General features: G+C 69.8%; 21 protein-coding genes. 17 read left to right on the forward strand and 4 right to left on the reverse strand.

Annotated elements, in window-relative coordinates; all coding sequences use genetic code 11:
- Positions 1–79 precede the first annotated feature (79 nt).
- From BJ960_RS01310 to BJ960_RS01320, 3 genes are all read left to right on the forward strand, one after another.
- Positions 80–1,294, forward strand: coding sequence for an NADP-dependent isocitrate dehydrogenase (locus BJ960_RS01310; protein ID WP_121074059.1), 1,215 nt, complete (start codon positions 80–82; stop codon positions 1,292–1,294).
- A 257-nt stretch (positions 1,295–1,551) separates the two neighbouring features.
- Positions 1,552–2,427, forward strand: coding sequence for an SDR family NAD(P)-dependent oxidoreductase (locus BJ960_RS01315; RefSeq protein ID WP_185985944.1), 876 nt, complete (start codon positions 1,552–1,554; stop codon positions 2,425–2,427).
- 126 nt (positions 2,428–2,553) lie between these two features.
- Positions 2,554–3,483: an acetamidase/formamidase family protein gene (locus BJ960_RS01320; protein ID WP_185985945.1), complete on the forward strand. Its 930-nt coding sequence runs from the start codon at positions 2,554–2,556 to the stop codon at positions 3,481–3,483.
- Positions 3,484–3,715: 232 nt separating this feature from the next.
- On the opposite strand, the gene BJ960_RS01325 is transcribed toward BJ960_RS01320, so the two are convergent.
- Complete coding sequence (locus BJ960_RS01325; protein WP_185985946.1) at positions 3,716–4,630, reverse strand: siderophore-interacting protein; 915 nt, start codon at positions 4,628–4,630, stop codon at positions 3,716–3,718.
- A 189-nt stretch (positions 4,631–4,819) separates the two neighbouring features.
- On the opposite strand from BJ960_RS01325, the gene BJ960_RS01330 reads away from it, so the two are divergent.
- The 4 genes from BJ960_RS01330 to BJ960_RS01345 all read left to right on the forward strand — a co-directional run bounded on the left by BJ960_RS01330 (position 4,820) and on the right by BJ960_RS01345 (position 9,737).
- Entirely contained in the window at positions 4,820–5,662 is an 843-nt protein-coding gene (locus BJ960_RS01330; protein WP_185985947.1) for an ABC transporter ATP-binding protein, read from the forward strand.
- Positions 5,659–6,735 (forward strand): iron-siderophore ABC transporter substrate-binding protein, encoded by a 1,077-nt coding sequence (locus BJ960_RS01335; protein WP_185985948.1) that lies wholly within the window; start codon positions 5,659–5,661, stop codon positions 6,733–6,735. The genes BJ960_RS01330 and BJ960_RS01335 overlap by 4 nt, the downstream gene beginning before the upstream one ends.
- Positions 6,735–8,804, forward strand: coding sequence for an iron ABC transporter permease (locus tag BJ960_RS01340; RefSeq protein WP_372430609.1), 2,070 nt, complete (start codon positions 6,735–6,737; stop codon positions 8,802–8,804). Before BJ960_RS01335 ends, BJ960_RS01340 begins: the two co-directional genes overlap by 1 nt.
- A gap of 141 nt (positions 8,805–8,945) precedes the next feature.
- Positions 8,946–9,737 (forward strand): enoyl-CoA hydratase/isomerase family protein, encoded by a 792-nt coding sequence (locus tag BJ960_RS01345; RefSeq protein WP_185985950.1) that lies wholly within the window; start codon positions 8,946–8,948, stop codon positions 9,735–9,737.
- Positions 9,738–9,850: 113 nt separating this feature from the next.
- Here BJ960_RS01345 and BJ960_RS01350 read toward each other — a convergent pair whose 3' ends face one another.
- Positions 9,851–10,918: an LLM class flavin-dependent oxidoreductase gene (locus BJ960_RS01350; RefSeq protein ID WP_185985951.1), complete on the reverse strand. Its 1,068-nt coding sequence runs from the start codon at positions 10,916–10,918 to the stop codon at positions 9,851–9,853.
- A 258-nt stretch (positions 10,919–11,176) separates the two neighbouring features.
- Entirely contained in the window at positions 11,177–11,545 is a 369-nt protein-coding gene (locus tag BJ960_RS16935) for a DUF2568 domain-containing protein (protein ID WP_185985952.1), read from the reverse strand.
- 197 nt (positions 11,546–11,742) lie between these two features.
- On the opposite strand from BJ960_RS16935, the gene BJ960_RS01360 reads away from it, so the two are divergent.
- The 10 genes from BJ960_RS01360 to BJ960_RS01405 all read left to right on the forward strand — a co-directional run bounded on the left by BJ960_RS01360 (position 11,743) and on the right by BJ960_RS01405 (position 24,697).
- Positions 11,743–13,311, forward strand: coding sequence for an ABC transporter substrate-binding protein (locus BJ960_RS01360; protein ID WP_185985953.1), 1,569 nt, complete (start codon positions 11,743–11,745; stop codon positions 13,309–13,311).
- A 51-nt stretch (positions 13,312–13,362) separates the two neighbouring features.
- The gene (locus BJ960_RS01365; protein WP_307814699.1) at positions 13,363–14,346 is read left to right on the forward strand and encodes an ABC transporter permease; all 984 of its coding nucleotides are present in this window, start codon (positions 13,363–13,365) and stop codon (positions 14,344–14,346) included.
- Positions 14,343–16,943: an ABC transporter ATP-binding protein/permease gene (locus BJ960_RS01370; RefSeq protein WP_185985954.1), complete on the forward strand. Its 2,601-nt coding sequence runs from the start codon at positions 14,343–14,345 to the stop codon at positions 16,941–16,943. Before BJ960_RS01365 ends, BJ960_RS01370 begins: the two co-directional genes overlap by 4 nt.
- 45 nt (positions 16,944–16,988) lie before the next feature.
- On the forward strand, positions 16,989–18,365 hold the full coding sequence (locus BJ960_RS01375) for a transcriptional regulator (protein ID WP_307814700.1): 1,377 nt from the start codon (positions 16,989–16,991) through the stop codon (positions 18,363–18,365).
- Positions 18,366–18,493: 128 nt separating this feature from the next.
- Positions 18,494–20,017: an aldehyde dehydrogenase gene (gene adh / locus BJ960_RS01380; protein WP_185985955.1), complete on the forward strand. Its 1,524-nt coding sequence runs from the start codon at positions 18,494–18,496 to the stop codon at positions 20,015–20,017.
- A gap of 108 nt (positions 20,018–20,125) precedes the next feature.
- Positions 20,126–21,145, forward strand: a complete 1,020-nt coding sequence (adhP, locus tag BJ960_RS01385) for an alcohol dehydrogenase AdhP (protein WP_185988094.1) — start codon at positions 20,126–20,128, stop codon at positions 21,143–21,145.
- A gap of 61 nt (positions 21,146–21,206) precedes the next feature.
- A complete protein-coding gene (locus tag BJ960_RS01390) occupies positions 21,207–21,713 on the forward strand; it encodes a DUF779 domain-containing protein (RefSeq protein ID WP_185985956.1) in 507 nt (168 codons plus the stop codon).
- Between the two features lie 127 nt (positions 21,714–21,840).
- Positions 21,841–22,410, forward strand: coding sequence for a hypothetical protein (locus tag BJ960_RS01395; RefSeq protein WP_121074002.1), 570 nt, complete (start codon positions 21,841–21,843; stop codon positions 22,408–22,410).
- 60 nt (positions 22,411–22,470) lie between these two features.
- Complete coding sequence (locus BJ960_RS01400) at positions 22,471–24,024, forward strand: flotillin family protein (protein WP_185985957.1); 1,554 nt, start codon at positions 22,471–22,473, stop codon at positions 24,022–24,024.
- Positions 24,025–24,067: 43 nt separating this feature from the next.
- On the forward strand, positions 24,068–24,697 hold the full coding sequence (locus BJ960_RS01405; protein ID WP_185985958.1) for a PH domain-containing protein: 630 nt from the start codon (positions 24,068–24,070) through the stop codon (positions 24,695–24,697).
- 21 nt (positions 24,698–24,718) lie between these two features.
- Here the strand turns inward: BJ960_RS01405 and BJ960_RS01410 are convergent, their stop codons facing one another.
- Entirely contained in the window at positions 24,719–25,240 is a 522-nt protein-coding gene (locus tag BJ960_RS01410; RefSeq protein ID WP_237463761.1) for a YqaJ viral recombinase family protein, read from the reverse strand.
- Positions 25,241–25,421 lie beyond the last annotated feature (181 nt).

Consider the following 25,421-nt stretch of genomic DNA (forward strand, 5'->3'; position numbering starts at 1 on the left):
ATCTTGACGTCGAGATAAATCTAGGCGGCATCGGCTAGACTGGAACGCGGAAATTTGATCGTTGAAACAGGGAGTTACGTTGGCGAAGATCAAGGTTGAAGGCACCGTCGTTGAGCTCGACGGCGACGAGATGACGCGAATCATCTGGCAGTTCATCAAGGATCGGCTGATCCACCCGTACCTCGACGTCACGCTCGAGTACTACGACCTCGGCATGGAGCACCGGGACGCCACCGACGATCAGGTGACGATCGACGCCGCGCACGCCATCCAGAAGCACGGCGTCGGCGTGAAGTGCGCAACGATCACGCCCGACGAGGCGCGCGTTGAAGAGTTCGGCCTGAAGAAGATGTGGAAGAGCCCGAACGGCACCATCCGCAACATCCTCGGCGGCGTCATCTTCCGTGAGCCGATCATCATCTCGAACATTCCCCGCCTCGTGCCGGGCTGGAACAAGCCGATCATCATCGGCCGCCACGCGTTCGGCGACCAGTACCGCGCGACCGACTTCCGCTTCGCCGGCGAGGGCACCCTCACCGTCGAGTTCGCCCCCACCGACGGCGGCGAGCCCCAGAAGTTCGAGGTCTACCAGGCGCCGGGCGACGGCATCGCGCAGGTGCAGTACAACCTCGACGCGTCGATCATCGACTTCGCGCGCGCCTCGCTGAACTACGGCCTCTCGCGCAACTACCCGGTCTACCTCTCGACGAAGAACACCATCCTGAAGGCGTACGACGGCCGCTTCAAGGACATCTTCCAGGAGATCTTCGACACCGAGTTCAAGGAGCAGTTCGAGGCCGCGGGCCTCACCTACGAGCACCGCCTCATCGACGACATGGTCGCGTCGGCCATGAAGTGGGAGGGCGGCTACGTCTGGGCGTGCAAGAACTACGACGGCGACGTGCAGTCGGACACCGTCGCGCAGGGCTTCGGCTCGCTCGGCCTTATGACTTCCGTGCTCGCGACGCCGGACGGGAAGGTCGTTGAGGCGGAAGCGGCTCACGGCACCGTCACCCGTCACTACCGCCAGCACCAGCAGGGCAAGCCGACCTCGACGAACCCGATCGCGTCGATCTTTGCCTGGACCCGTGGGCTCGCGCACCGTGGCAAGCTCGACAACAACCAGGAGCTCATCGACTTCTCGCACACGCTCGAGGACGTCGTCATCAAGACCGTTGAGTCGGGCAAGATGACCAAGGATCTCGCGCTCCTCGTCGGCCCCGAGCAGGGTTACCAGACGACCGAGGAGTTCCTCGCGTCGATCGACGAGAATCTGCAGGCGCGCCTGGGTTAATCCGACAGCCCGCCGATGGCGGTGCGCGGCCGAGGGCCGGTGGAAGGTTTACGCCTTCCACCGGCCCTTAGTCGTTGTGGGGTTAGGCCCCAACGACGTAGTACCCGCCGGTAATCGCGTCGACGAGGATCTGCAGCCTCCTGCCCCCGCCAAACTTTTCAAACCGGCCCAATTTCCCCAGCTATTTGGGGCCTGCAAGAAAAAATGGCGCGAAGGGGATGGACCCGCCGCGCCAGCTTCCGGGCTACCATCGGGGCATGTCAGCGACGACGGACGGGCCCATCACGCCCACGGGCCACAGCGAGCGCGAGCGCGCGCACCGCACCGAGCAGACCACCCGACCGGACGGCGTCGAAGGAGCCAGCGTCGGCAGGCGTACCGCCCTCATTACCGGCGCGAGCTCCGGGCTCGGGGCAGAGTACGCGACCCAGCTCGCCGCCCGAGGCGAGCATCTCGTGCTCGTCGCGCGAGATGGCGAGGCGCTCGAGGCGCTCGCCGCCGACCTGCGGGCGAAATACGGCGTCGACGTCGAGGTGCTCGCGGTCGATCTGCTCGACGCCGACGGGCTCGGCAGGGTCGTCGCCCGGCTCGAAGCCCGGAGCAACCCCGTCGGCACCCTCGTCAACAATGCGGGGTTCGGGTTGCCCCTCGAATTCGAGACGAACGACGTTGAGGCAGAGGCCCGCCACCTCCGGCTCCACAACGAGGTGCCGATGCGGCTCATGCACGCGGCGCTGCAGGGCATGCTCGCGCGTGGGAGCGGCCGGATCCTGAACGTCGCCTCGGTTGCTGCGTTCATTCCGCGGAGCACCTATTCGGCGGTGAAGCAGTGGCTCGTCACGTTCTCGCGGTGGGCGAATGGACGCTACCGATCGCGCGGCGTCACGGTGACGGCCGTGTGCCCCGGCTACACGCACACGAACTTCCACGAGCGACTCGGCCTCCCGCCAGGCGAGGAAGGCATCCCCGGCTGGATGTGGCTGAGCGCGCCCCGCGTGGTGGCGGACTCGCTACGGGATCTCGAGCGCGGAAAAGCCATCTCGATCCCGTCCGCGAAGTACAAACTGCTCGTCGCGGCGGCCCGCGTCGCCCCGCCGGCGCTCGCGGCCCGCATGGGCGAGCGCGGACGATAGCAGCGGTCCCAGGCGGGCGGCCCAAGCGGTCAATTCGGGCCGCGCGCGCTCACTATAGTTGAGTGAGCACTGCGACACGGCGGCCCGTTTCCGCCCGCGGTCGAAACGTACACAAAGGAGCTTCGGGTGAGCTATTTCATCGGCAAGGATCAGGCGCATTCGGGATTCTCAGCGGAGGACGAGCCGGCCCTGCGGATCGATCCCGGCACCGGGGAGCACATCCAGTTCGAGACCTCCGACTACTCGTACGCCGAGACGGCCGCGAAGGGCAGCAGCGACGACCTGACCTCGCTCTTGAACCCGATCACTGGCCCGGTCTACGTGAACGGCGCGGAGCCAGGCGACACCCTCATCGTTGAAATTGTCGACATTGAGCTCGGCGACCTCGGGTGGTCCGGCTACTTCCACGGCGCGGGCGCCCTCGCCGGCGTCATGGGCGACGAGCCGTACATGCGCCAGGTGCCGATCTCGGATGGGATAGTGCACCTCACGGAAACCATCTCGGTGCCCGCCCGCCCGATGGTCGGCTGCTTCGGGACCGCGCCCGCGACGGGCCGAAACTCGTCGATGGCTCCGGTCTATTCGGAGGGCGGAAACCTCGACCTGACGTATGCAGGCATCGGCAGCCGGCTCTACCTCCCGGTGCGGGTCGCAGGGGCGTACCTCGGCCTCGGCGACATCCACGCGGTGATGGCCGAGGGTGAAGCGTCCGACGTCGCCATCGAGGCTGCAGGCACCATCACCGCAACGGTCGCCCTGACGAAGGAGTTCTCGGTCTCCGGCCCCGCGATCGAGACCGCAACCGAGGTCATCTTCGTTGGGCTCGGCGACACGATCCAGGAGTCGCTCGCGAACGGCTACCAGCGCGCCTTCCGGTTCCTCACGACCCAGCACGGCTTCAGCCGCGGCGACGCGTTCACCGTGATGAGCGCGATGGTGAACTCGGCGCTCGGTGGACCCGCGGGGTCGGCCGAGGTTCCGGCAGGATCTCCGCTCGCGGCCGGGTCGATCACGACCCACCACGTGCCGAAGTCGATCCTCACGCCCCGCGGCTAGTCCCGGCCACTTGACCGGCCGGCTCCGTGCACCCCGACGCTAGGCTCCGGCCGAACCCGCATCGATCCTCCGAGACCGCACGTGGCCCTGCGACAGGGAGTGCGGTTTCGGAGGTCGCGTGCGGTCTCAGCCGAAACCTAGGCCACTGGACAAGCCCACGCCGCCTACGAGGGCGGCCTGGCCGGGGCCGGTGGCGCTGCGTCCAGCGGCCCGACCCGCCGCCGGTGAGCGGCTAGCCCTCCGCCCGACCGATCCGCCAGTAGCCCATGAACGCGACGGCCTTGCGGTCGATTCCGAGGTCGCGCACGAGATGGCGGCGCATGCGGGTGACGACGCCCGCCTCGCCAGCGAGCCAGGCGTAGTCCTCGCCGACGACGTGCTCGGGGACGTCCCACAGCACCTCGTCTGGGTCGGCCGCCTCAGCGTCCTCGAGCGCGTCGGTCTGCGCGACAGCCCCGGCGAGCCGCCTGGCCCCCCACTCGGCGATGGCCGGTTCGAGGAAGGTGCCGTGCGGGGCGCCGTCACGGCCCAGCCAGGTCACGGTGACTCCGCTCGGGTGTGAGATGTTGAGTCGGTCGCCGGCCTCGGGCACCTCGATGAACGCCTCGCCCGAGAAGTCGTCGGGGAGCGATTCGAGGATCGCGCAGATCGCCGGAGCCGCGGTCTCGTCGCCTGCGAGGAGCACGCGCCTGGCCGGGCCCGGGTTCCATTCGATCCCGCCCGCGGGTGAGGCCGCCCGCGAGTCGGGGCCGACGATGATGAGCTCGTCGCCGGGAGCGGCGGCCTGCGCCCACGCCGACGCGGGACCCTCGGTGCCGTGCAGCACGAAGTCGACGTCGATCTCCGCGAGCTCGGGGCGAACCGCGCGGATCGTGTAGGTGCGGATCGGGTTGCGCTCCTCGTCCGGCAACTCCCGCCACCGGCGGTACCAATCGAGCATCGCGGGGCTCGGGCCGTCGAAGAGCCCGAGCTCCGGGAACGTGCCGTCGGCGCGGGGGAGCAGCAGCTTGATGCGTTGGTCGAGCCCGTCGATACCGAAGTGCTGGAGGTCGTCGCCGCCGAACGTGATCCGCGTGAAATGCGGGGTGAGCTGCGTGATTCGCAGCACCCTGGTGAGGAAGGCGTCGTAGGGCTGGCGATCGGTCATGCGGGTGGGCTCCTTGATGGTGGCGGGTGAGCTGCTGGTGGGGTGCGGTGGGTGGTGGGTCGGTCGGTCCGATCTGGCTCCTGACGGGGGCGGGGATCGGTGTTGCGCGCCTGGCGTGACCTGAAAGAACGACGCGAATCCCCACCCACTCTATTCATCAGATCATACTTAGGCTAGGCTTACTCAACTGTGAAAGCATCAATTCTTTGCGGCACAGATCTGTGCCTCGGCTACCGCGGTACCGAGGTCGTGCACTGCGCGAACCTGACGCTTCGACCCGGCAGGGTGACGGCCCTCGTCGGCCCGAACGGCAGCGGCAAGTCCACGCTATTGCGCGCGATCGCGCGGCTGCACGACACGAACTCCGGCGATGTGACGCTCGCCGCGTCGGACGCCGAGCCCCGGCGGGCGAGCGCGCTGAGCGCGAAAGAGTTCGCTCGCGAGGTCGCGATGCTCTCCCAGTCGCGCCCCCACCCGTCCGGGCTCTCGGTGCGCGACATCGTCACTTACGGTCGCCACCCGCATCGCGGGCGGTTCGCGGGCCTCCGCGATCAGGATCGCGCCGCCGTCGACACCGCCCTCGAGCTCACCGGGCTCACCCAGATGGCCGACCGCTCCGCCGATCAGCTCTCCGGCGGCGAACTGCAGCGCGTCTGGCTCGGCACCGCGCTCGCGCAGGACACCGGGGTGTTGCTCCTGGATGAGCCGACGAACCACCTCGACCTCAAGCACCAGATGGACACTCTCGATCTCATCTGCGACCTCGCCGCCCGGGGCACGGCCGTCGGCGTCGTGCTCCATGACCTCGACCAGGCCGCGGGCGTCGCGGACGAGGTCGTGCTGCTGGCCGGCGGGACCGTGCTCGCCGCCGGCGCCCCCGAAGACGTGCTCACCGGCGAGCACCTCTCCGCGGTGTACGGACTTCCCATCGACACGACAGTCGACGAGGAAACGAAACGCGTTCGGGTGTTCCCGCGCGCACGCCACCGGCAGCGCCCGCGCCGCCTTGAACCGGAAGTCTGCACCGCATGAGCACCACCCCCTCGACCACCCGCCGACGCGCGTCCCGCCTCGCGGCGATCGCCGCACCCGCCGCCGCACTCGCGCTCGCGCTTTCGGGGTGCGGCACGACCGCCGCTCCGACGGGCGAAGCGGAGACCGCCCCAGCCTCGGCGATCGCCGGTTGCGAGAACGATTCGACCGCGACGAGCACTGGCGCCGTCGAACTCACGGACTCGTTTGGCCGCACCGTGAGCCTTGACGCGCCCGCGAAGCGCGTCGCCGTGCTCGAGTGGCAGCAGATCGAAGACGTGATCACTCTGTGCGTCGCGCCCGTCGCAGTCGCCGACGCGGAGGGCTTCACCACGTGGGACACCGCGGTCGAACTCCCCGAGGGCGCGACCGACGTCGGCTCCAGGCAGGAACCAAACCTCGACGCGCTGTTCGGCACGAACCCCGATCTCGTGATCGTCGAGGCCTACACCGCCGACGACGAGATCATCGGCAAGCTCGAAAAGTACGGCGTTCCGGTGCTCGCAACCAAGGGCGCCGACGCCGCGGATCCGATCGGGAACATGAAGGACACGTTCTCGCTCATCGCCGACGCGACCGGCCGCGAGGCGCGCGCCGCAGAGGTCCTCGACGAGTTCGACGCGCACCTCGCCGACGCGAAGGGGAGCCTCGCCGACGCCGGCCTGAAGACGACCGACTTTGTCTACTTCGACGGCTGGATCGACGGCGGCAACGTCTCGCTGCGCCCGTTCGGTCAGGGATCGCTCATCGGCGAGATCGGCGAGGAACTCGGGCTCACGAACGCGTGGACCGGCGAGGTCGACCCCGCCTACGGGCTCGGCCAGACCGACATCGAGGGCATGAACGCCGTCGGCGATGCGACGCTGCTGCACACTGCGACCGAGGAGAAGTCCGAGGACGAGTTCGCGACTGCGCTTGAGACGAACCCGGTCTGGGCCGCGCTGCCCGCCGTCGCCGACGGCCGCCTCTACGCGTTCCCGACGGGCATCTGGACCTTCGGCGGCCCACGCTCAGCGCAGCAGATCATCGACGCGTACGTGTCTGTGCTCGCTGAGCCCGGCGCGGGCGAGTGATCCGCACCGCCCCCGAGCCCGTCGTCGCGGTCGCAGGTGGCCGCTCCCGTGCGCTCGGGGGCGGCGCCGCGATCGCGCTCACGGCGGTCGTGCTCGCGCTTGTCGCGGCCTGGCACCTCTCGCAGGGGACGTCGGGCGTCGGCGCTGGCGAGCTGCTGCAGGTGCTCACCGGCGGCGGCACCGACGACGCCCGCAACGTGCTGTGGGGGTCTCGGCTCCCGCGCCTCGCGGCCGGCGTTGCGGTCGGGGTCGCGCTCGGCGTCGCCGGCGTGCTCATGCAGACGCTGGCCCGCAACCCGCTCGCGTCGCCCGACACCCTGGGTGTCACGGCGGGGTCGTACCTCGCGGTCACCGCGGTCGCCGCGTTCGGGATCGCCGTGCCACTGTGGGCCTCCGGGCTCCTTGCGTTCGCCGGGGGGCTGGCCGCCGCCGGCATCGTGCTCGGCCTCGCGGGTGGCGCGGGCACCTCGAGCACGCGGCTCGTCCTCGCTGGCTCCGCGCTCGCCCTCGCCTTTCAGGCGCTCACCTCCGCGCTCCTGATCCTCTTCCAAGAGGAGACGAAGGGGCTGCTCGCGTGGGGGAGCGGGAGCCTGGCGCAACTGAACCTCGACGCGGCGCTCCGGGCTCTGCCGCTCATCGCGGTCGCCGTCGCGGCGGCCCTCCTGCTGTCGCACCGCCTCGACGTGTTCAGCCTTGGTGACGACCTCGCGAAGAGCCTCGGCGTTCCGCTCGGGTCGACGCGGGTCTCCGGGATCCTGCTCGCCGTCGCGCTCTCGGCGACCGCGGTGACACTCGCCGGCCCGATCGGCTTCGTCGGTCTGTGCGCGCCGGTGCTGGCGCGCCTCCTCGCCCGCTGGGTGCCAGCGCTCGAGCGGCACGCGTTCAGGCTGCCCGCGGCCGGGCTCATCGGCGCGGTGCTCGTGCTCGGCGCCGACGCTGTGCTGCGCGCCGTGCTCGGTGCGGCAGAGGCGGTCTCGGTGCCGACCGGAGTCGCGACGACGCTCGCCGGAGCGATCGTGCTCGTCGTCCTCGCGCGGGGCCTCCGCGGCGGTTCGACGCAGGCCGCTCGCGTGCGGGCGGCCGCGCGGAGCGCACGCAGGTTCTGGATCACGCTCGCCGTGCTCACCGCGGCGCTCGTCGCGGTCGTGGTCATCGGCGCGCTCGCAGGCAACACGCTGCTGCGCACGGGCGACGTTGCGCTGTGGCTGCAGGGCGCCGCGCCGCCGCAGATTGCGCTCGCCCTCGACGAGCGGGCGCCGCGCGTGCTCGCGGCGGTCCTCGCGGGCGCTGCGCTCGCGCTCGCTGGCGGCATCACGCAATCGATCAGCCGCAACCCGCTCGCCGATCCTGGACTGCTGGGCATCACGGGCGGCGCCGGCCTCGGCGCGGTGCTCGTCGTGACGGGCGGGCTCGCGGGCACGGTCGGGATCACGCTGGCGGCGACCGTGGGATCCCTCCTCGCGTTCGCCCTCGTCTACGGCCTGAGCTGGCGCGGGGGTCTGAGCGCCGACAGGCTGGTGCTCATCGGCATCGGAGTCTCGGCCGGCGCGACCGCGCTCACGACGTTCTTCCTGCTGCGTGCGGACCCGTGGAATACCCCGGCGATCTACACCTGGCTTTCCGGCACCACGTACGGGCGCAGCTTCGGGCAGGTGCTGCCCGTGCTCATTGTGCTCGCGGTCGCGCTGCCGCTCGTGCTCGCCGCACGCCGCGAGGTCGACCTCATTGCGCTCGACGAAGACACGCCGCGCGCGCTCGGTGTGCGGCTCGAGCGCACCCGCCTCGGCCTGCTCGCGCTCGCCGCAGTGCTCGCTGCGGCCAGCGTCACGGCGGTTGGCGTCGTCGGCTTCGTCGGGCTTCTCGCCCCGCACGCGGCACGGGCGCTCGTCGGGGCACGGACGGCCCGGTTCCTGCCGACGGCTGCGGTGCTCGGCGCCGTGCTCGTTGGGTTTGCCGACGCCGTCGGTCGCACGGTGATTGCGCCAGCGCAGCTCCCGGCCGGGCTCATGGTCGCGCTCCTGGGAGCGCCGTACTTCGTGTGGCTACTCTGGCGCACGCGGGACGCGTGAGTGGGCCCGGCCGAGGGGACGCTTGCAGGGGTGCAGTATGGGCTTCGATTGTTGCGTAATTGTTGACGGGTGTCGTTCGCTCACGTAGCCTGGCCGGGTGTCTTCGCGGCAGAGTGGCCGCGTGAAAGGGAGTGCTGATTCATGACCGACCTGCCCGTGTTTGAGACCATCCGGCTCGAGCTTGACGCTGACCTGCTGACGGCGACGCTGTCGCGGCCGAGCCGAGCGAACGCGGTGAGCCGGCAGATGCTTCGGGAGCTCATCGCGCTGGCTGACTGGCTCGACGGTAATGAGGCGGTGCGGTTCCTGATCCTCACCGGCGAGGGCCCGGTGTTCGCTGCCGGGCAGGATCTGCGCGAGATGCGCGAGCCGCTGGCCGACGAGTCGCAGACCCGGGCGGCGATGCGGGCGCTGCAACGCCTGGCCCAGGAGATGATGCACAAGCTCGAGGGCCTCGAGCAGATCGCGTTTGCCGTGATTCAGGGGTCGGCGTACGGTGCCGGGATTGCGATCGCCATGACCGCCGACTTCCGGCTCATGGCCGACGATGCGGTGCTGAACCTCCCCGAGACGAACCTCGGAATGTTCCTTACCTACGGCGCGACCCCGAGACTCGTATCGGTGATGGGGGCGAGCGCCGCAAAGGAGTTTGTGATGTTTGCGCGTGACATGCCCGCGAGCGACGCCCTGCGACACGGCCTCGTGAGCGCGGTCGCCCCGCGGGGTGAACTCATGGACGCGGCGCTGGCTCAGGTGAACGAACTCCGCGAGAAGGACTTCCGCTCGCTGCGCATCACGAAGCGGATCGCACAGGCCGCCGCGGCCGTGAACGTCGGCGACATTCTCGTCAGTGAGCCCGAACTCTGTGAGGGAGCGCTCTCTGACGGCACGACGCTCGAGCTCGTCGACAGGTTCTTCGCGAACAAACAGTAGACCGTGCCTCCCTCGATGTCGTGTCGCGCGGAGGCTCTTGCAACAGCCGCCGTGGCCTCCCCGCCCGCGAGCCCGGGGAGGCCACGGCTTCGCCGTGCGTCGAGGCGTCCGCGCTACTCGCCGAGGAGCTCCCGCACGCGCGGAATGACGTCTCGCCCGTAGAGCTCGATACTCGTCATGAGCTGCTCGTGCGGCATCGTGCCGTTCGCGTACTTCAGGTCAAAACGGTCGGCGTCGAGCGTGCGCACGGTGTTCGCGATCTTCCGCGCGACGGTCTCGGGTGAGCCGACGTAGAGCGATCCGGACTCGACCTCGGCGTCGAACTCGGCTCGGGACGCCTCGGGCCAGCCGCGCTCGCGGCCAATCCGGTTGCGGTTCGCCGCAAAGTGCTCCCACAGCTCCTCACGCGCGAGCTCGTCGGTCGCGGCGACGTGGCCGGGCGAGTGCACGCCGAGCGGCATCGGGTCGCGCTCGAGCTCCTGCTGGGCGCTGCGGTAGAGATCCGCGAACGGGAGGAACCGGGCCGGGTCGCCGCCGATGATCGCGAGCATCATCGGGATGCCAACCTGGACCGTGCGCACGACAGACTGCGGGCTGCCGCCGACGCCGATCCAAGCGGGTACACCACCGGGGTGCTCGGTCTTCGGGTGCACCTCCTGATTCACCAGTGGGGTGCGGTGCTTCCCCGCCCAGGTGACTGGCCCCTCGCTCCGAAGCTTCGCGAACAGGTCGAGCTTCTCGGCAAAGAGGGTGTCGTAATCGTTGAGGTCGTAGCCGAAGAGCGGGAACGATTCAGTGAAGGATCCGCGCCCGAGGATCACCTCGGCGCGGCCACCGCTCACGCCGTCGAGCGTTGCAAATCGTTCGTAGACGCGGACGGGGTCGTCGCTCGAGAGCACTGTGACGCCCGTGCCCAGCAGGATTCGCTCGGTCGCGCCCGCGATCGCGCCGAGCACGATCTCTGGGGAGGAGATCGCGAAGTCGTCGCGGTGATGCTCCCCGAGCGTGATCGCGTCGACGCCGAGGGAGTCTGCGAGCTTCGCCTGCTCGACAACGTCGCGGAGCACCTGCGCGGGGTGGGTGCGGCTGCCGTCAGGCTGCTGGGTAATGTCGCCGAACGTGTCGAGCCCCAGGGCAACCTTGCGTACCGCTGTGCCCTCGCTGTGCTGTGATGTGGTCATGCCCGATACAACAGCCGTGTTGAGGCGAGTATTCCGGGGCACTGGCGCGACCTCGGTCGCACCTCGGCCGCACCTCGGTCGCACCTCGGCCGCACCGTATGTGATCTGCTCAAGGTCTGCTCCGCCGGCTCATTCGGCTGCATGCGGAACGCAGATCCCAGATCCTGTGAGTGGAGGTGATGGGGAGGAGAAAGCGGAGGTGAGCCTCCCAAGGCGCTCCCTGGGAGTGAAGGTCGGCGGGAGAGGCGGCCGCCCGCGCTACTTGGTGCGGATCGAGGTGACGAAGCCGAGGGTCGCGCCAGCGATGCCGAAGACCACCGCGACGATCCAGTTGACGCCGAGCCCGAGCAGGGCGCCGACGCCAGCCGCGAGCAGCAGCAGCTCGATGAGCGCACGTCCGAAGCGGTCGGTCGCGAGCACAGGCTTGGGCGAGAGGAAGAGCGCCCAGAGCAGCAGGCTCAGCGCGAGCAGTCCGAGGCCCGTGAAGATGCCGGGGAACGGCATCTCCCAGCTCATGAAGCCCCACACCGTGATCGCGACGATCGCGATGAGGTGGAAGAGTCCGCGCACCGCCTGCTGAATCGTGTGCGAGCGGGCCTGCGAAGCTGAGGGAGTAGGGCTAGTCACTCGGTCAAGTCTACCCGGCCCTCTCCGAGTGCGAGCGCGCGGTCGGAACGTCCGAAAAAGCGCCAGCATGCACCTGCCTGTGGTTCACCCGAGCCCCGGCAATGTGGTCCACCGGTCAGGCGAATCGTAGCCTGGTGAAATAGACCAGCTCGGGGGTGTGCGGCACGTGCCGCTCCACCGGCTGCCGAGAGGAACCAATGACCACGACTTCACGGCGCGCAGTCGTCGCGCTCGCGCTCGCCGCAACACTGGGGCTCGCTGGCTGCGCCCCGGCCGCACAGGGTGACGGCGCCGAGCCCAACCCGACCGCGGGCGGCACGCTCACGTACGGCCGGCTCGCGAGCGCGAACGATCTCGACCTGCACACGCAGATCACCGCGAACAACGCCTTCGCGATCGACAAGATCTTCGAATCGCTCGTCTCGTTCGACGAGCACGGCAAGATCGTCGACTGGCTCGCGAAGAGCCACGAGATCTCGGAGGACGGCCTGACCTACACGTTCACGCTGCGCGACGGCCTCAAGTACTCGGATGGTACCGACGTGAATGCCACGGACGTGAAGTTCTCGCTCGAGCGCAACCTCGCGAAGGAGGGGCCGCTGATGCTCACCGCCCCGATCTCGGAGATCGCGGCGGACGACGACGCCGGCACCGTCGTGATCACCCTCAGCGAGGCGTACACGCCGTTCCTCTCCGAGCTCACGAGCTTCTCCGCCGGCGTCATGCCCAAGGATTTCGGCGGCAAGACCGAGGACGACTTCTTCACGGCACCGATCGGCACCGGCCCGTTCGCGATCGGCGAATGGGATCCGGCCGGTGACCTGAACCTCGTGAAGAACGAGCATTACTGGCAGGACGGCAAGCCGCTCCTTGACGGCCTCGACTACGTCTTCGTGGCAGACGACAACCAGCTGCTGCAGCGCCTGAACGCCGGCCAGATCGATGCCATCGAGCAGGTGCCGGCGGCGAACGCCGAGTCCGTGGAGAAGGGCGACACGACCAAGCTGCTGAAGAGCGACTCGTGGGCGATCGAGCAGATCTTCTTCAACACCCAGAAGCCCGAGTTCGCGGACGCGCACGTGCGCCGCGCGATCGCGCAGGCGCTCGACCTGCCCGGCATCACGCAGGCGACGACGTTCGGCACCGCCCGCGCGGCGTCCTCGCTCATTCCGCCGGCGATCGAATACAGCGCGGCCGATGCATTCGACGCGGAGCCGGTGCTCGCGTACGACGTCGACTCAGCCAGGCAGGAGCTCGCCAAGTCAGCCTTCACGGACGGCTTCGAGGCGACCATGCTCATTCCGAGCGGCAATTCCGCCCGCGCGCAAATTGCCCAGGTCGTCCAGGAATCGCTTGCTCCGCTCGGCATCGACGTGCAGATCGAGGCCATCGACCTTGCCTCGTTCCGCGAGCGCTTCAAGGCGTTCGACTACGACTTCATGATCAACTCGGGTCAGTCTGACGCGCCCGACCCCAACGGGCTCGTCACTTTCCAGGCCGACCCCGAGGGCTTCAGCAACTCGTTCTGGACGCACTACACGAACCCCGAGGTCACGAAGCTCATGCACGAGGGCCGCACTACAGCCGACGGCCCCGAGCGCGAGCAGATCTACACCGGCATCCAGCGGATCCTCGCGAGTGACGTCCCGTACATCCCCGTCTACTACTCGCCGAACCTGCACGGCACCACGGCGAAGGTGCACGGCCTCGAGTCGCTGCCGAACGGGAGCGTCAGGTTCCAGGACGCGTGGGTCGAGGCGAAGTAGCGAAGAGGGACGCCACCCAGCGCGCCGTCGCCCAGCGGGTAGAGTAATCGCGTGTCAGCGGCTCCGCGATCCCTCATCCGCCCGGTGGTGCGTGTGGTCTTGCGGGTGGGCGGAACGGTGCTGCCTGTCATGCTCGGCGTGGTGACGGCCGTGTTCTTCCTGCTCCGCCTGGTGCCGGGAGATCCGGCCGTGATGATCCTTGGCGACCGTGCGACGCCCCAGGCGCTCGCCGAGCTCCGGGCAGAGCTCGGGCTCGACGCCCCGCTGTGGCGACAGTACGCCGACTTCGTTGGCGGCGTGCTCACGCGCGGCGACACGGGAGATTCGCTCGTGACGGGGGTGCCGACCGCCGAGCTCGTGCTGTCGCGCGCGCCAGTGAGCCTCGGCATCGTCGCGCTCGCGCTCGTGCTTGTGCTCGCGATCGCCGTGCCGCTCGCGCTTGCGGCGGCGAACCGGCCAGGCGGCTGGGTGGATCAGGTCGTGCGCATCGTGCCGACGATCACGCTCGGAATGCCGCTGTTCTGGATCGGCCTCCTGCTCATCATCGTCTTCGCCGTGGGCCTGGGCTGGTTTCCCGTCGGCGGCGTCGGCTCGCCGGGGTCGGCCCCGCTGGAGCCGCTGCGCTCGCTGGTGCTCCCCGCCCTCGCGGTCGCGCTCGGTATGGCGCCGCCGCTCATCCGGTCGCTCCGCGCGCAGCTGCTCGAGGTGACCGAGGCCGAGTTCGTGACGACGCTGCGGGCCGCGCGTATCCCGGAGCGTCAGATCCGGTGGCGCCACGTGCTGCGCGGCGCGGCCCTCCCCACACTGAACCTCCTGAGCGTGAACCTCGCCTATCTCATCGGCGGGACGCTCGTCGTCGAGAAGGTGTTCGGCATCAACGGCCTCGGGACGCTCCTGTTTCAGTCAATCTCGAGCCGGGACTTCCCTGTCGTGCAGGCCGTCGCGTTGTACTGCGCGATCCTCGTCGTGCTCGTGACGCTGGTGGCGCGGCTCGCGTCTGCGCTCATCGATCCGCGGCTGCGGGGTGCACGATGAACGGGGTGCGGCGCGCGCTCGGGTCGCCGACGCTCGTCGCCGGCGCGCTGCTCCTCGCCGCGATCGCGCTCGTCGCAGTGTTCGCCCCCGCGCTCGCGCCGTACTCGCCGACGGCTCAGGATCTGTCGGCCGGACTGCTGCCCCCGTCGGCCGCGCACCCGTTCGGTACGGACCAGCTCGGCCGCGACGTGTTCTCCCGGGTGCTCTTCGCCGCCCGCACCGACCTCGGAATCGCCGCCCTCGCCGCCGTCGCCCCGTTCATCGTTGGTGTCACGCTCGGCCTCGTCTCCGGTTACTTCGGGCGCACCACCGACTGGGTGATCTCGCGCGTCACCGACACCGTGATCGCGTTCCCGTTCTACGTCCTCGTCATCGCGATCGTCTTCGCGGTCGGGGCGGGCGCCCCTGGCATCGTCGCCGCCTTCGCCCTCGTCGGCTGGGTCGGGTACGCACGGGTGATCCGCGCGCTGACCGCGTCGATGCGCGACCTCGGCTGGGTGCGCGCGGCTCGCGGCGCCGGGCTCTCGCACACCCGGATCCTCGTGAAACATCTGCTGCCGAACGTGCTGCCGCAGGCCATCGTGCTCCTTGCGACGGAGATCGTGCTCATCATGGTTGCGATCGTCACCCTTGGCTTCCTCGGGCTTGGCATCCAGCCGCCGACCCCCGACTGGGGCACCATGATCGCCGACGGGCAGGCGTTCGTGACGAGCCACTGGTGGCTCTCCGCGCTGCCGGGACTCGCCGTTGTAGTGACGGGCATCGCGTTGTCGCTCCTCGGTGACGGCATCGGCGACGCCCTCCGGGTGACGTCGGACCGGCCGCGGCGCGGGATATCCAGGGTCTCTCGGGCCTCCCGCGGGCCACGCCCCGCAGACCCAGCTCTGAAGCCTGGCGCGCTGACGGTCCACGGCCTCACCCTCGAGTTGGCAGCTGTTGTCGCTTCGCGGCCCGCAGACCGGCACCAACTGCCAACTCGCGCGCTTGTTGGCGGGGATGGCGGGGCCGAGGCTGGGGCCGGGGGCCGGGCCGGGGCCGGGGATGGCGGGGCTGGGGAAGCCGGGGCCGGGGGGATCAGCTTCGAACTCGCGCCGGGCGAGGCCCTCGGCATCGTCGGCGAATCAGGATCGGGCAAGAGCCTCACCCTCCGCGCCATCGCCGGCCTCCTCCCGAACGGAGTAGCGCAGACCGCGGGCGAGATCGCGTTCGGGGGCGCCATCGGAATGGTGTTCCAGGACCCGCTCAGCGCGCTCGACCCGCTCACCCGCGTCGGCACTCAGCTGCGCGAGGCCTGCGTCGCCGCGGGCGAGCCCGATGCCGCGGCGCGGGTGCGCGAGCTGCTCACCGAGGTCCGGCTCGACGAGCCCGAGCGCATCGCCCGCGCGTACCCGCACGAGCTCTCCGGTGGCCAGCGCCAGCGCATCGTGATCGCGATGGCGCTCGCGGGCCGGCCAGCCGTGCTGCTTGCCGACGAGCCGACCACGGCGCTCGACGCGACCGTGCAGCGCGAGGTGCTTGCCCTCCTCGCCACGCTCCGCCGAGAGCGCGGCCTCACCCTCGTGTTCGTGAGCCACGACGTCGCGGTGGTCGCGGCGATGTGCGAGCGGATCGCGGTGATGCGCGGCGGCCGCATCGTCGAGGCGGGCGCGACCGCGGCGGTGCTGACGGCGCCCGACCACCCCTACACGCGCGAGCTGCTTGCGGCGATTCCGCGTTTCCCGCGCGCGGCGGGCCAGGCCGAGGATGCCGGAGCCGCCGGTCGACAGGCCGCGGACGCACCGGCGGACCGAGACGGCGACGACACCGCCCCGGGCTCGCCGGGCGTCACTGCGTCGGCCGGCGCTCCGCGGCTCGCGGTGCGGGACCTGCGCGTGCACTATGGCCGCCGCGAGGCGGTACACGGGGTCTCGTTTGAGGTGCGCGGCGCGCTGGGGCTGATCGGTGAGTCCGGGTCGGGCAAGACGACGATCGCGCGCGCGATCGCGGGGGAGCTGCCGATCGCGGGCGGGACGGTGAGCTTCGCGGGCGAGCGGACCGGGATCCAGCTCATCCCGCAGGATCCGACGTCGTCGCTCAACCCGCGCCGCACCGTCGGCGCAACGCTGGCCGAGGCGCTCCGCGCACACGACCGCCGCGCGCGTGGGGCCGGTGACGGTGCAGGCGGTCGGCGCAGTTCACGCGGCGACCGCGTCGCGGCGTCGCTCGCGGAGGTCGGACTCATGCCGGAGCTTGCGCGCCGCTACCCCCACGAGCTGTCGGGCGGACAGCGGCAGCGCATCGCGATCGCCCGGGCGCTCGCGGCCGAGCCGACGGTGCTCATCGCCGACGAGGCAACCAGCGCGCTCGACGTGTCCGTGCAGGCGGCGATCCTCTCCCTGCTCGCGCGGCTCCGCCGGGAGCGAGGTCTTGCTCTCCTCGTGATCTCGCACGACCTCGCCGTCGTGAACGCGCTGTGCGACGACGTCGTGGTGCTGCGGGGCGGCGAGGCCGTCGAACAGGGGCCCCGGACGCTCGTTGAGCCGCGGGATCCCTACACTCGCGAGCTGCTCGACGCCGTCGTACAGCTGCCTGTCGGCTCCGGTGATGGCTCCTTCTAGCCGGATCCTGTACCCTCGGAGCACCTGAGCCAAGGGAGATCCCAGGTGCGCAACAATCGACACGCACTGCAGCGCGGCGAATCGGTCCGACAGCGCCGCCTGCTGCTTGAGCGCGCGCACGAGCGGTTCGTCGCTGACTCCTCGCTCGCCGACGACGCTGACTCGCGGCGCATGTTCGCAGCGCAGAGCGACCTCCGCCACGTCGTGCTCGACTCGTGGGTGCGGTCGAAGCGGCGCTCGATCGATCCGAACGCGACGCCCGGCGCGCGGCCGCTGTCGCCCGCCGAGCTCGAAGAACTGCAGCGCCTCCACCCGATCGCCCGGGTGCTTCCCGTCGTCAACAGGCTCCTCCTCGACGAGGCCACACAGGCCGGGTTCGTGGTCGCCATCGGCGACGCTGCGGGCAGGCTGTTGTGGGTTGACGGCGACCGGCGGCTCCGGTCCGAGGCGGAGGACATGGGGTTCGCCGCCGGCGCCGACTGGTCCGAGAACGCCGTTGGCACCTCGGCGCCGGGCTCGGCGTTGCTGCTCGGCGACTCGATTCAGGTGCTCGGCGCCGAACACTACAACCGCGCGGTACACCAGTGGAGCTGCACCGCTGTCCCCGTGCACGAGCCCGAGAGCGGCGCGATCATCGGGGTGATCGACGTGACCGGAAATGACGCGGCGGCCTCGCCGCACATCCTGCCGCTCGTCGAAGCGACGCGGGCCGCGGTCGAGGCTGAGCTCAAGCTTGTCGCGATGCGCGCCACACTCGAGCGCAGCCACGAGCGCGCGGGTCCGCGCGGCCTGCCGCCGGCGGCCCACGCCACGCCAGCGCGGGAGCCGCGGCAGGCGACGCCGCGGCTCATGCTCCTCGGGCGGGACCCGGCACTGCTGGAACACGGCGGTGGTTTCGCGGGCGTGAGCAGGCGCCACGCCGAGATCCTCACGGCGCTCGCCGAGGCCCCGAACGGGCTGTCGGCGGCGGCGCTCGCCGAGCAGGTCTACGGCGAGCCAGGGGCCGAACAGCGCCTCAGGCCGGAAGTCGTTCGGCTGCGCAAGTGGCTGAGCCAGCACGGCGTCGGGTTCGAGCTGCTGTCGCGCCCGTATCGCCTGAGCGGCCCGCTCCGCCTCGACGCGCTCGAGGCGCTCGAGGCGCTCGAGCGCGGCGCCCACCGGCTCGCCCTTGCCGCGTACGAGGGACCCCTGCTGCCGTCGTCGGACGCGCCGGTCGTTGAGCAGCTCCGCCACGAGGTTGACTCGACGCTGCGCGAGTCGATGCTGCAGACAGCCGCAGCCCCGCTGCTGTTCGAGTATGCCCAGAACTGGGCCGTCGACGACGCGCAGGTGTGGGAGGCGTTGCTGCACGCGCTGCCGCCGCTCTCGCCGAAGCGCACCCGCGTCGTCGCGCGGCTCGAGACAATCGCCGCCGAGGGCTGACCGAGGTTGCGCCGGCCCGGGCTGCCGCGCAACCTAGATGCAACGTTCGCAGACCTACGCTGACACCACGAAGCGCGGGCACCGCCCGCCTCGGAACTTCGACAACGACGTCAGAGAGAGGTAGCACCATGACTGTCTACGCATTCCCAGGACAGCCCGATTCGCTCGTCACCTTCAAGGGCCGCTACGAGCACTACATCGGCGGCGAATGGGTCCCGCCGGTGAAGGGACAATACTTCGAGAACATCACGCCGGTCACCGGCAAGGCATTCTGCGAGGTCGCCCGCGGCACTGCCGAGGACATCGAGGTGGCGCTCGACGCGGCGCACCGCGCAGCGCCCGCGTGGGGCAAGACGAGCCCCGCTGAGCGCGCCGTGATCCTGAACAAGATCGCCGACCGCATGGAGGCGAACCTCGAGATGATCGCCGTCGCCGAGACGTGGGACAACGGCAAGGCCGTGCGCGAGACGCTGAACGCCGACATTCCGCTCGCGATCGACCACTTCCGCTACTTCGCCGGCGCGATCCGCGCGCAGGAGGGCGGACTCTCGCAGATCGACGACGACACCGTCGCCTACCACTTCCACGAGCCGCTCGGCGTTGTCGGCCAGATCATCCCGTGGAACTTCCCCATCCTCATGGCGGTGTGGAAGCTCGCGCCGGCGCTCGCCGCAGGCAACGCCGTGGTGCTGAAGCCCGCCGAGCAGACGCCGGCCTCGATCCTTGTACTGTTCGAGCTCATCGGCGACCTGCTGCCACCCGGCGTCGTGAACATCGTGAATGGCTTCGGAGCGGAGGCGGGCAAGCCGCTCGCGTCGAACAAGCGCATCCGTAAGATCGCGTTCACCGGCGAGACGACCACGGGCCGACTCATCATGCAGTACGCGTCCGAGAACATCATTCCGGTGACGCTCGAGCTCGGCGGCAAGAGCCCGAACATCTTCTTCGACGACGTCGCGGCGAAGGACGACGCCTACTTCGACAAGGCGAAGGAGGGGTTCACGATGTTCGCCCTCAACCAGGGCGAGGTGTGCACCTGCCCGTCGCGCGCGCTCATTCAGGAGTCGTTCGCCGACGACTTCCTCGACGCAGTGGTGGCCCGCACCGAGCTCATCACGCGCGGCAACCCGCTCGACACCGACACGATGATGGGCGCGCAGGCGTCGAACGACCAGTTCGAGAAGATCAAGTCGTACCTCGACATCGGCCGCCAGGAGGGCGCGCAGGTGCTCACCGGCGGCGGCGTCGACGACCTCGGCGGTGACCTCGCTGGTGGCTTCTACATCCAGCCCACGATCTTCCGCGGCGACAACTCGATGCGGATCTTCCAGGAGGAGATCTTCGGCCCGGTCGTCTCGGCGACGACGTTCACCGACTTCGACGACGCGATCCGCATCGCGAACGACACGCTCTACGGCCTCGGCGCGGGCGTCTGGAGCCGCGACGGCAACACCGCGTACCGGGCGGGCCGGGCGATCGAGGCGGGTCGCGTCTGGGTGAACAACTATCACGCCTACCCGGCGCACGCGGCGTTCGGCGGGTACAAGTCGAGCGGCATCGGGCGCGAGAACCACCTCATGATGCTCGACCACTACCAGCAGACGAAGAACCTGCTCGTGAGCTACAGCGAGAACGCGCAGGGCTTCTTCTAGGCCGTACCCCGGCCGACGCACTCGCGTCACACCAACCACACCGCACTACTCCATAAGGGCTGCACCGTCGCAGCCCGCGAAAGGAACATCACAATGACCACCACGACAATGCGCGCGGCCTCGGTGCCCGCCTTCGGTTCAGCGCTCGACGTTGGCGATCAGCGCGTGCCGACCCCAGGCCCCGGCCAGGCGCTCGTGCGCGTGCTCACCACCGGCGTCTGCCACACCGACCTGCACGCCGTCGAGGGCGACTGGCCGGTGAAGCCGAGCCCGCCGTTCATCCCGGGCCACGAGGGCGTCGGGCTCGTCGAGGCCGTTGGCGAGGGCGTCACGAACGTCGCAGTTGGCGACCTCGTCGGCAATGCCTGGCTGTGGTCCGCGTGCGGCCACTGCGAGTACTGCCGCACCGGCTGGGAGACCCTCTGCGAGCAGCAGCAGAACGGCGGGTACTCGGTCGACGGCTCGTTCGCCGAGTACATGCTCGTCGACGCGACGTACGCGGCGATCGTGCCCGCCGGTTCAGACCCTGTCGAGGTCGCCCCGGTCCTGTGCGCTGGCGTCACCGTCTACAAGGGCCTGAAGGTGACCGGCGTGCTCCCCGGGCAGTGGGTCGTGATCTCGGGCATCGGTGGCCTCGGCCACATCGCGGTGCAGTACGCCGTGGCGATGGGGATGCGCGTTGCCGCCGTCGATATTGCCGACGACAAGCTCGCCCTCGCTCAGCAGCACGGCGCCGAGGTGACGGTGAACGCGCTAAATGAGGATCCGGTGGAGGCCATCCAGCGCGAGACCGGTGGTGCGCACGGTGTGCTCGTGACGGCCGTGCACCCGTCGGCGTTCGGGCAGGCGATCGGTATGACGAGGCGTGGCGGCACGATCGTCTTCAACGGGCTGCCGCCAGGGGACTTTCCTGCGCCGATCTTCGACATCGTGCTTAAGGGGCTGACGATCAGGGGGTCGATCGTTGGCACTAGGCAGGACATGATTGAGGCGCTCGATTTCTATGCCCGTGGGCTCATCCACCCGACGGTCTCGGAACGCCCGCTCGACGACGTCAACGACGTGCTCGACGAGATGCGCGCCGGCAAGATTGATGGCCGCGTGGTGCTCAGGCTCGCAGACGCCTGATCCGTGGGTCCCGGGCGGTCAGCCGCCCGGGACCGCTCCGGTGGTACGGAAGGAGAGGACAATGGTTTCGGAAGGAACGCCCGAGCCGGCAGCGACGCCCGCGACGGATGACGCGTGTGATCTTGGGGACCCGGCCGCGCTCGCGTCGGAGGACACCGCCGCGATTCCCGGCGTCGTCGACGCACGCCCAGAGGTCGCGGGCGAGCGCGCGAGCAGGCTCGCGTTCACCCCCGCCGCGATCGAGCTCATCGAGCGGCTCTGGGCGATGCACGGCCCGCTCATGTTTCACCAGTCGGGTGGCTGCTGCGACGGCAGCGCCCCCATGTGTTACCAGGACGGCGAGTTCAAGACCGGCGGGCAGGACGTGAAGCTCGGCACACTCGAGCTGCCGCCGACCGCGGGGGAGCCGCACCCGCGCGAGATCGGCTTTTGGATGTCGCGCGAGCAGTTCGCGGTGTGGGCGCATACGCACCTCACGATCGACGCCGTGCCCGGGCGGGGATCCGGTTTCTCGCTTGAGGCGCCCGAGGGGCAGCGGTTCCTCATCAGGTCGCGACTCCTCACGTAGCGGGGGCACCTGAATTGCCGTCAGTGAGTCGGCCTCGCTCCCGCGGGGCCGACTCAGCGTTCTTCCAGGTAGCGCGTGGCCTTGCTACGCTGGAGGGGATCCTGACGACTGTTACACGAGGAGCGCTATGGGAGCGATCATGGACTGGCTGAATGGCCTGCTCGACGGGTCGCTGATCGCGGGCGGCATCTTCCTCATCATCGGCGTTGTCGGCGGTGTCTTGCTGCTGCTCTCACTCGTGCTCGACGGCATCTTCGACGCGTTCGACTTCGGCGACGGCCCGCTGAGCCTCACGACCATCGCCGCGTTCACCGCAATCTTCGGCTTCACCGCGTTCGCGCTCGTGGGCGCTGGTCTGCCCACCCCGCTCGCGGGGCTCCTCGGCGCGCTCGCGGGTGTGCTCGGCGGCGCAGCGGCCTGGTGGCTGAGCAAGCTCATCAGAAGCGCCGAGTCCTCCACCGCCGTGAGCGGTGACGATCTCGTCGGTTCCGTCGCCGGCGTCGTGCTTGCCATTCCGGCCGGCGGCCTCGGCGAGGTCGCGCTGGTGCGCCACGGCGAGCGGGTCTCGCTCTCCGCGACCGCGGACACGGCAATCGCGCGCGGCACGCAGGTGCGCATCGCCCAGACCATCACCGCGACATCGGTGCGGGTCGAACCCCTCACGGCCACCGCAGACCCGAGCGCGCTGCCCAACTAACTCGCCCGCACCGGCCTAACGGTCGGCTCCACTCACAACTGAACTTCCCCGGGAGGGAACATGTTCTTCATCACCCCAGCAATCGTCGGCGTGTTCGGCGCCGTGGTTGCCCTCGTGCTCATCGCGCTCGTCATCATCAAGCGCTACCGCATCGCAAAGCCCGACGAGGCGATCATCGTCACCGGTGGCAAGGGGAAGGAAGTCAAGGCGGCAGACGGGTCGACGATCCGTGACATGTCGGGCCAGAAGGTGGTGACGGGCGGCGGCGTCTTCGTGCTGCCGTTCGTGCAGAAATCGTTCACGATCTCGCTTCGCTCGCGCCGCCTCTCGATCACCACCGAGGCGCAGACGACCGACGGCATCACCATGCAGGCACAGGCCGTCGCCGTGGTGAAGGTCGGGGGCACGCAGGAGATGATCCGGGCCGCCGCGCAGCGATTCCTCTCGAACTCCGACGAGATCGACGAGTCGACCCAGGAGGTGCTGTCGGGCTCGCTCCGTTCGATTATCGGCGGCCTAACAGTGCTGCAGATCATTCGCGACCGCGCGGTCGTCGCGCAGAGCGTGCTCGAAGCGGCCGAGGAGGCCCTCACGAAGCAGGGCCTCGTCGTCGATACGCTGCAGATCCAGGAGATCCGGGACGGCGCTGACTACATCGCGAACATCGGCCGGCCGGAAGCGGCCAAGGTGCGTCAGGCGGCGGACATCGCGGAGACGAACGCCTACCAGGCGTCGGAGGAAGCGAAGATCGCGGCCGAGAAGGTGCTGCTCGACCGCAACCGAGAGCTGAAGCTCCGCCAGGCTGAGATCCAGGCCGAGACCGACAAGGCGAACGCGCAGGCCCAGGCCGCGGATCCGCTCGAGCAGGCGATCCAGCAGCAGGCGATCGTTGAGCAGCAGCAGATCACCGCGCAGCGCGAGGTCGCGCTGCGCACCGAGAAGCTCAACGCCGACGTGCGCGCCGTGGCCGAGGCGGAGGCCTACAAGGTCGAGGCGCTCGCGAAGGCGGAGGCGGCAGCTGCCGTCTCCGCGGCCGACGGCCGCGCTCAGGCGGTCGAGCGCGAGGGCCTCGCGGCCCGCGCCGCCCGTATCGCGGCATCTGAGGCCGTCGCGGCCGAGGGCCGGGCAGAGGCAGAAGCGATCCAGGCGAAGGGTACTGCCGAGGCGATCGCGGTCGAGGCCCGCGCTCGCGCGCTCGAGACCCAGTCGCAGGCGGTGCTCGCCCAGGAGCTCATCCACAGGCTCCCGGAGATCGCGGGCGAGTACGCGCAGGCGATCGCCGGCATCGACAGCATGACCGTCGTCTCGGCGGACGGCACGTCGCGGGTCGCGGGCGACGCGATGGGCAACCTCAAGGGCCTCCTCGAGATGGCGCGCGAGACCGTCGGCGTCGACCTCGTCGGCATGCTCAACGGCGTCGTCACCGGAAGCGCCGCGGGCGCAGCGGCAGGCCGCGCCGCGTCGACCTCGACCGCGGACGAGCGTGCGTTCACCGTCGCCGAGCACGGCGCCGACACCGACGATGTCGTCCCAGCCGCGGACGTGACAGTCCCGGCAGACGAGCCTCTGGTTGGTGACGGGGCAGCCGACGCCGACGACGCAGCGACTCGCTAGCGCTTCGGCGCGAAGGCGCAGGCTGACAGGGCAGAATAGGGGCATGCGGCGTACCCGAAACACTCAGGAGACCACGGTGCTCCCCTCACAAGGGGCAGACCCGGTGTTCGGGGGACCAGCCGAGCCGGGTGCTCCCGCCGGAACGCACCCGGCCCACCCCGCGGCCGCCGGCCCGCAGGCGGGTGCGGCGCCGCAGCAGCCCGAGGAGATCGTGGTGCGGGTGCGGAGGCACGGCAGGCACCTGACGCTTCCCGTGCTGCTGCTGTTCCTGGTGGCCGGGTTCGGCGGGTTCTTTATTGGCACGTTCCCTGAGCCGTGGATGAACCTTGCCGCCGCGGGCGGCGCGGCGGCGCTCATCGCCTTCGGCGTGATCGGCCCGGTCCTGGGCTGGCTCGCTCGGCGCGCGGTGGTGACGACGAGGCGCGTGATCCTGCACCACGGCTTCTTCGTGCGGCACCGCAGTGAGATCTCGCTCGCGCGTGTGCGCGAGGTCCGCTCGAAGCAGAACCCGATCCAGCGCATGTGGGGATCGGGTGATATTGATCTGCTCGTCGGGGCGGAGGCCACTCGGATCCCGGACGCCCCTGGGGTGAAGCTCCTGCACGTCGCGCTGCAGGAGCTCTCCGAGCGCAGCTATGACGAGCAGGTGCGCGCGACGGCGTTCGGGCTGTAGCGGGCGGCGGCCCGAGCCGCCCTAGGTGGTGCGCGCGATGAGCACGTCGATGAGTTCGCTCGCAAGCTTCACGAGGCGCTCGATCTCAGACTCGTCGCGATCGATCCACCGGCATTCGGGGTCGCCGACCGGAACGAAGTTCTCGTGTCGCTCCCACACCATGAGCGTGCGCTCGGCGCCGAGCACGTACTGCTGCCACCAGATCTGTCGCAGGTAGTTGCGGGGGATGCCTCGCCACTCCTTGTTCGTCGTCTTGATCTCGGCAAGCTCGAGGGTGCCGGTCTCGCGCTCGACGACACCGTCGGGCGTGGCAAGGTGCCGCAGGTCAGTCGCCGCGTGGAACAGCGCGGAGCTCGGGCGAATGCCGTGCTCGCGCTCGACCCAGGCCGCAATCTCGGGCTCGCGGGCCTTACCGTGCTCCGTGTAGGCGTTGCCGATGAAGCTGCTGCCGTACATTTTCTCGCGCGCGGCGGTCTCAATCGAGCGCGGCGTTGAGAGCTTCGCGACGTCGGTCGCGGTAATGCCGCGGGCCCGTGCGCGCATCCAGGCCGCCCGGTCGGAGCCGTCGGTGACGATGCGGGAGAGGTGTGCACCGGAGCGGGCCGCTGGGCTGTCGGATGCAGAGATAAGCACCGAATCATTCTCGCACGACGCCCGCTGGTTCGCTGGAGGCGTGCCGCCGAGACATCCAAATTGCGTGCGTGCGGTAATGCGGGTTCGCATG

It is taken from the genome of Leucobacter aridicollis, from assembly GCF_013409595.1.
GTDB classification, from domain to species: Bacteria; Actinomycetota; Actinomycetes; order Actinomycetales; family Microbacteriaceae; genus Leucobacter; species Leucobacter aridicollis.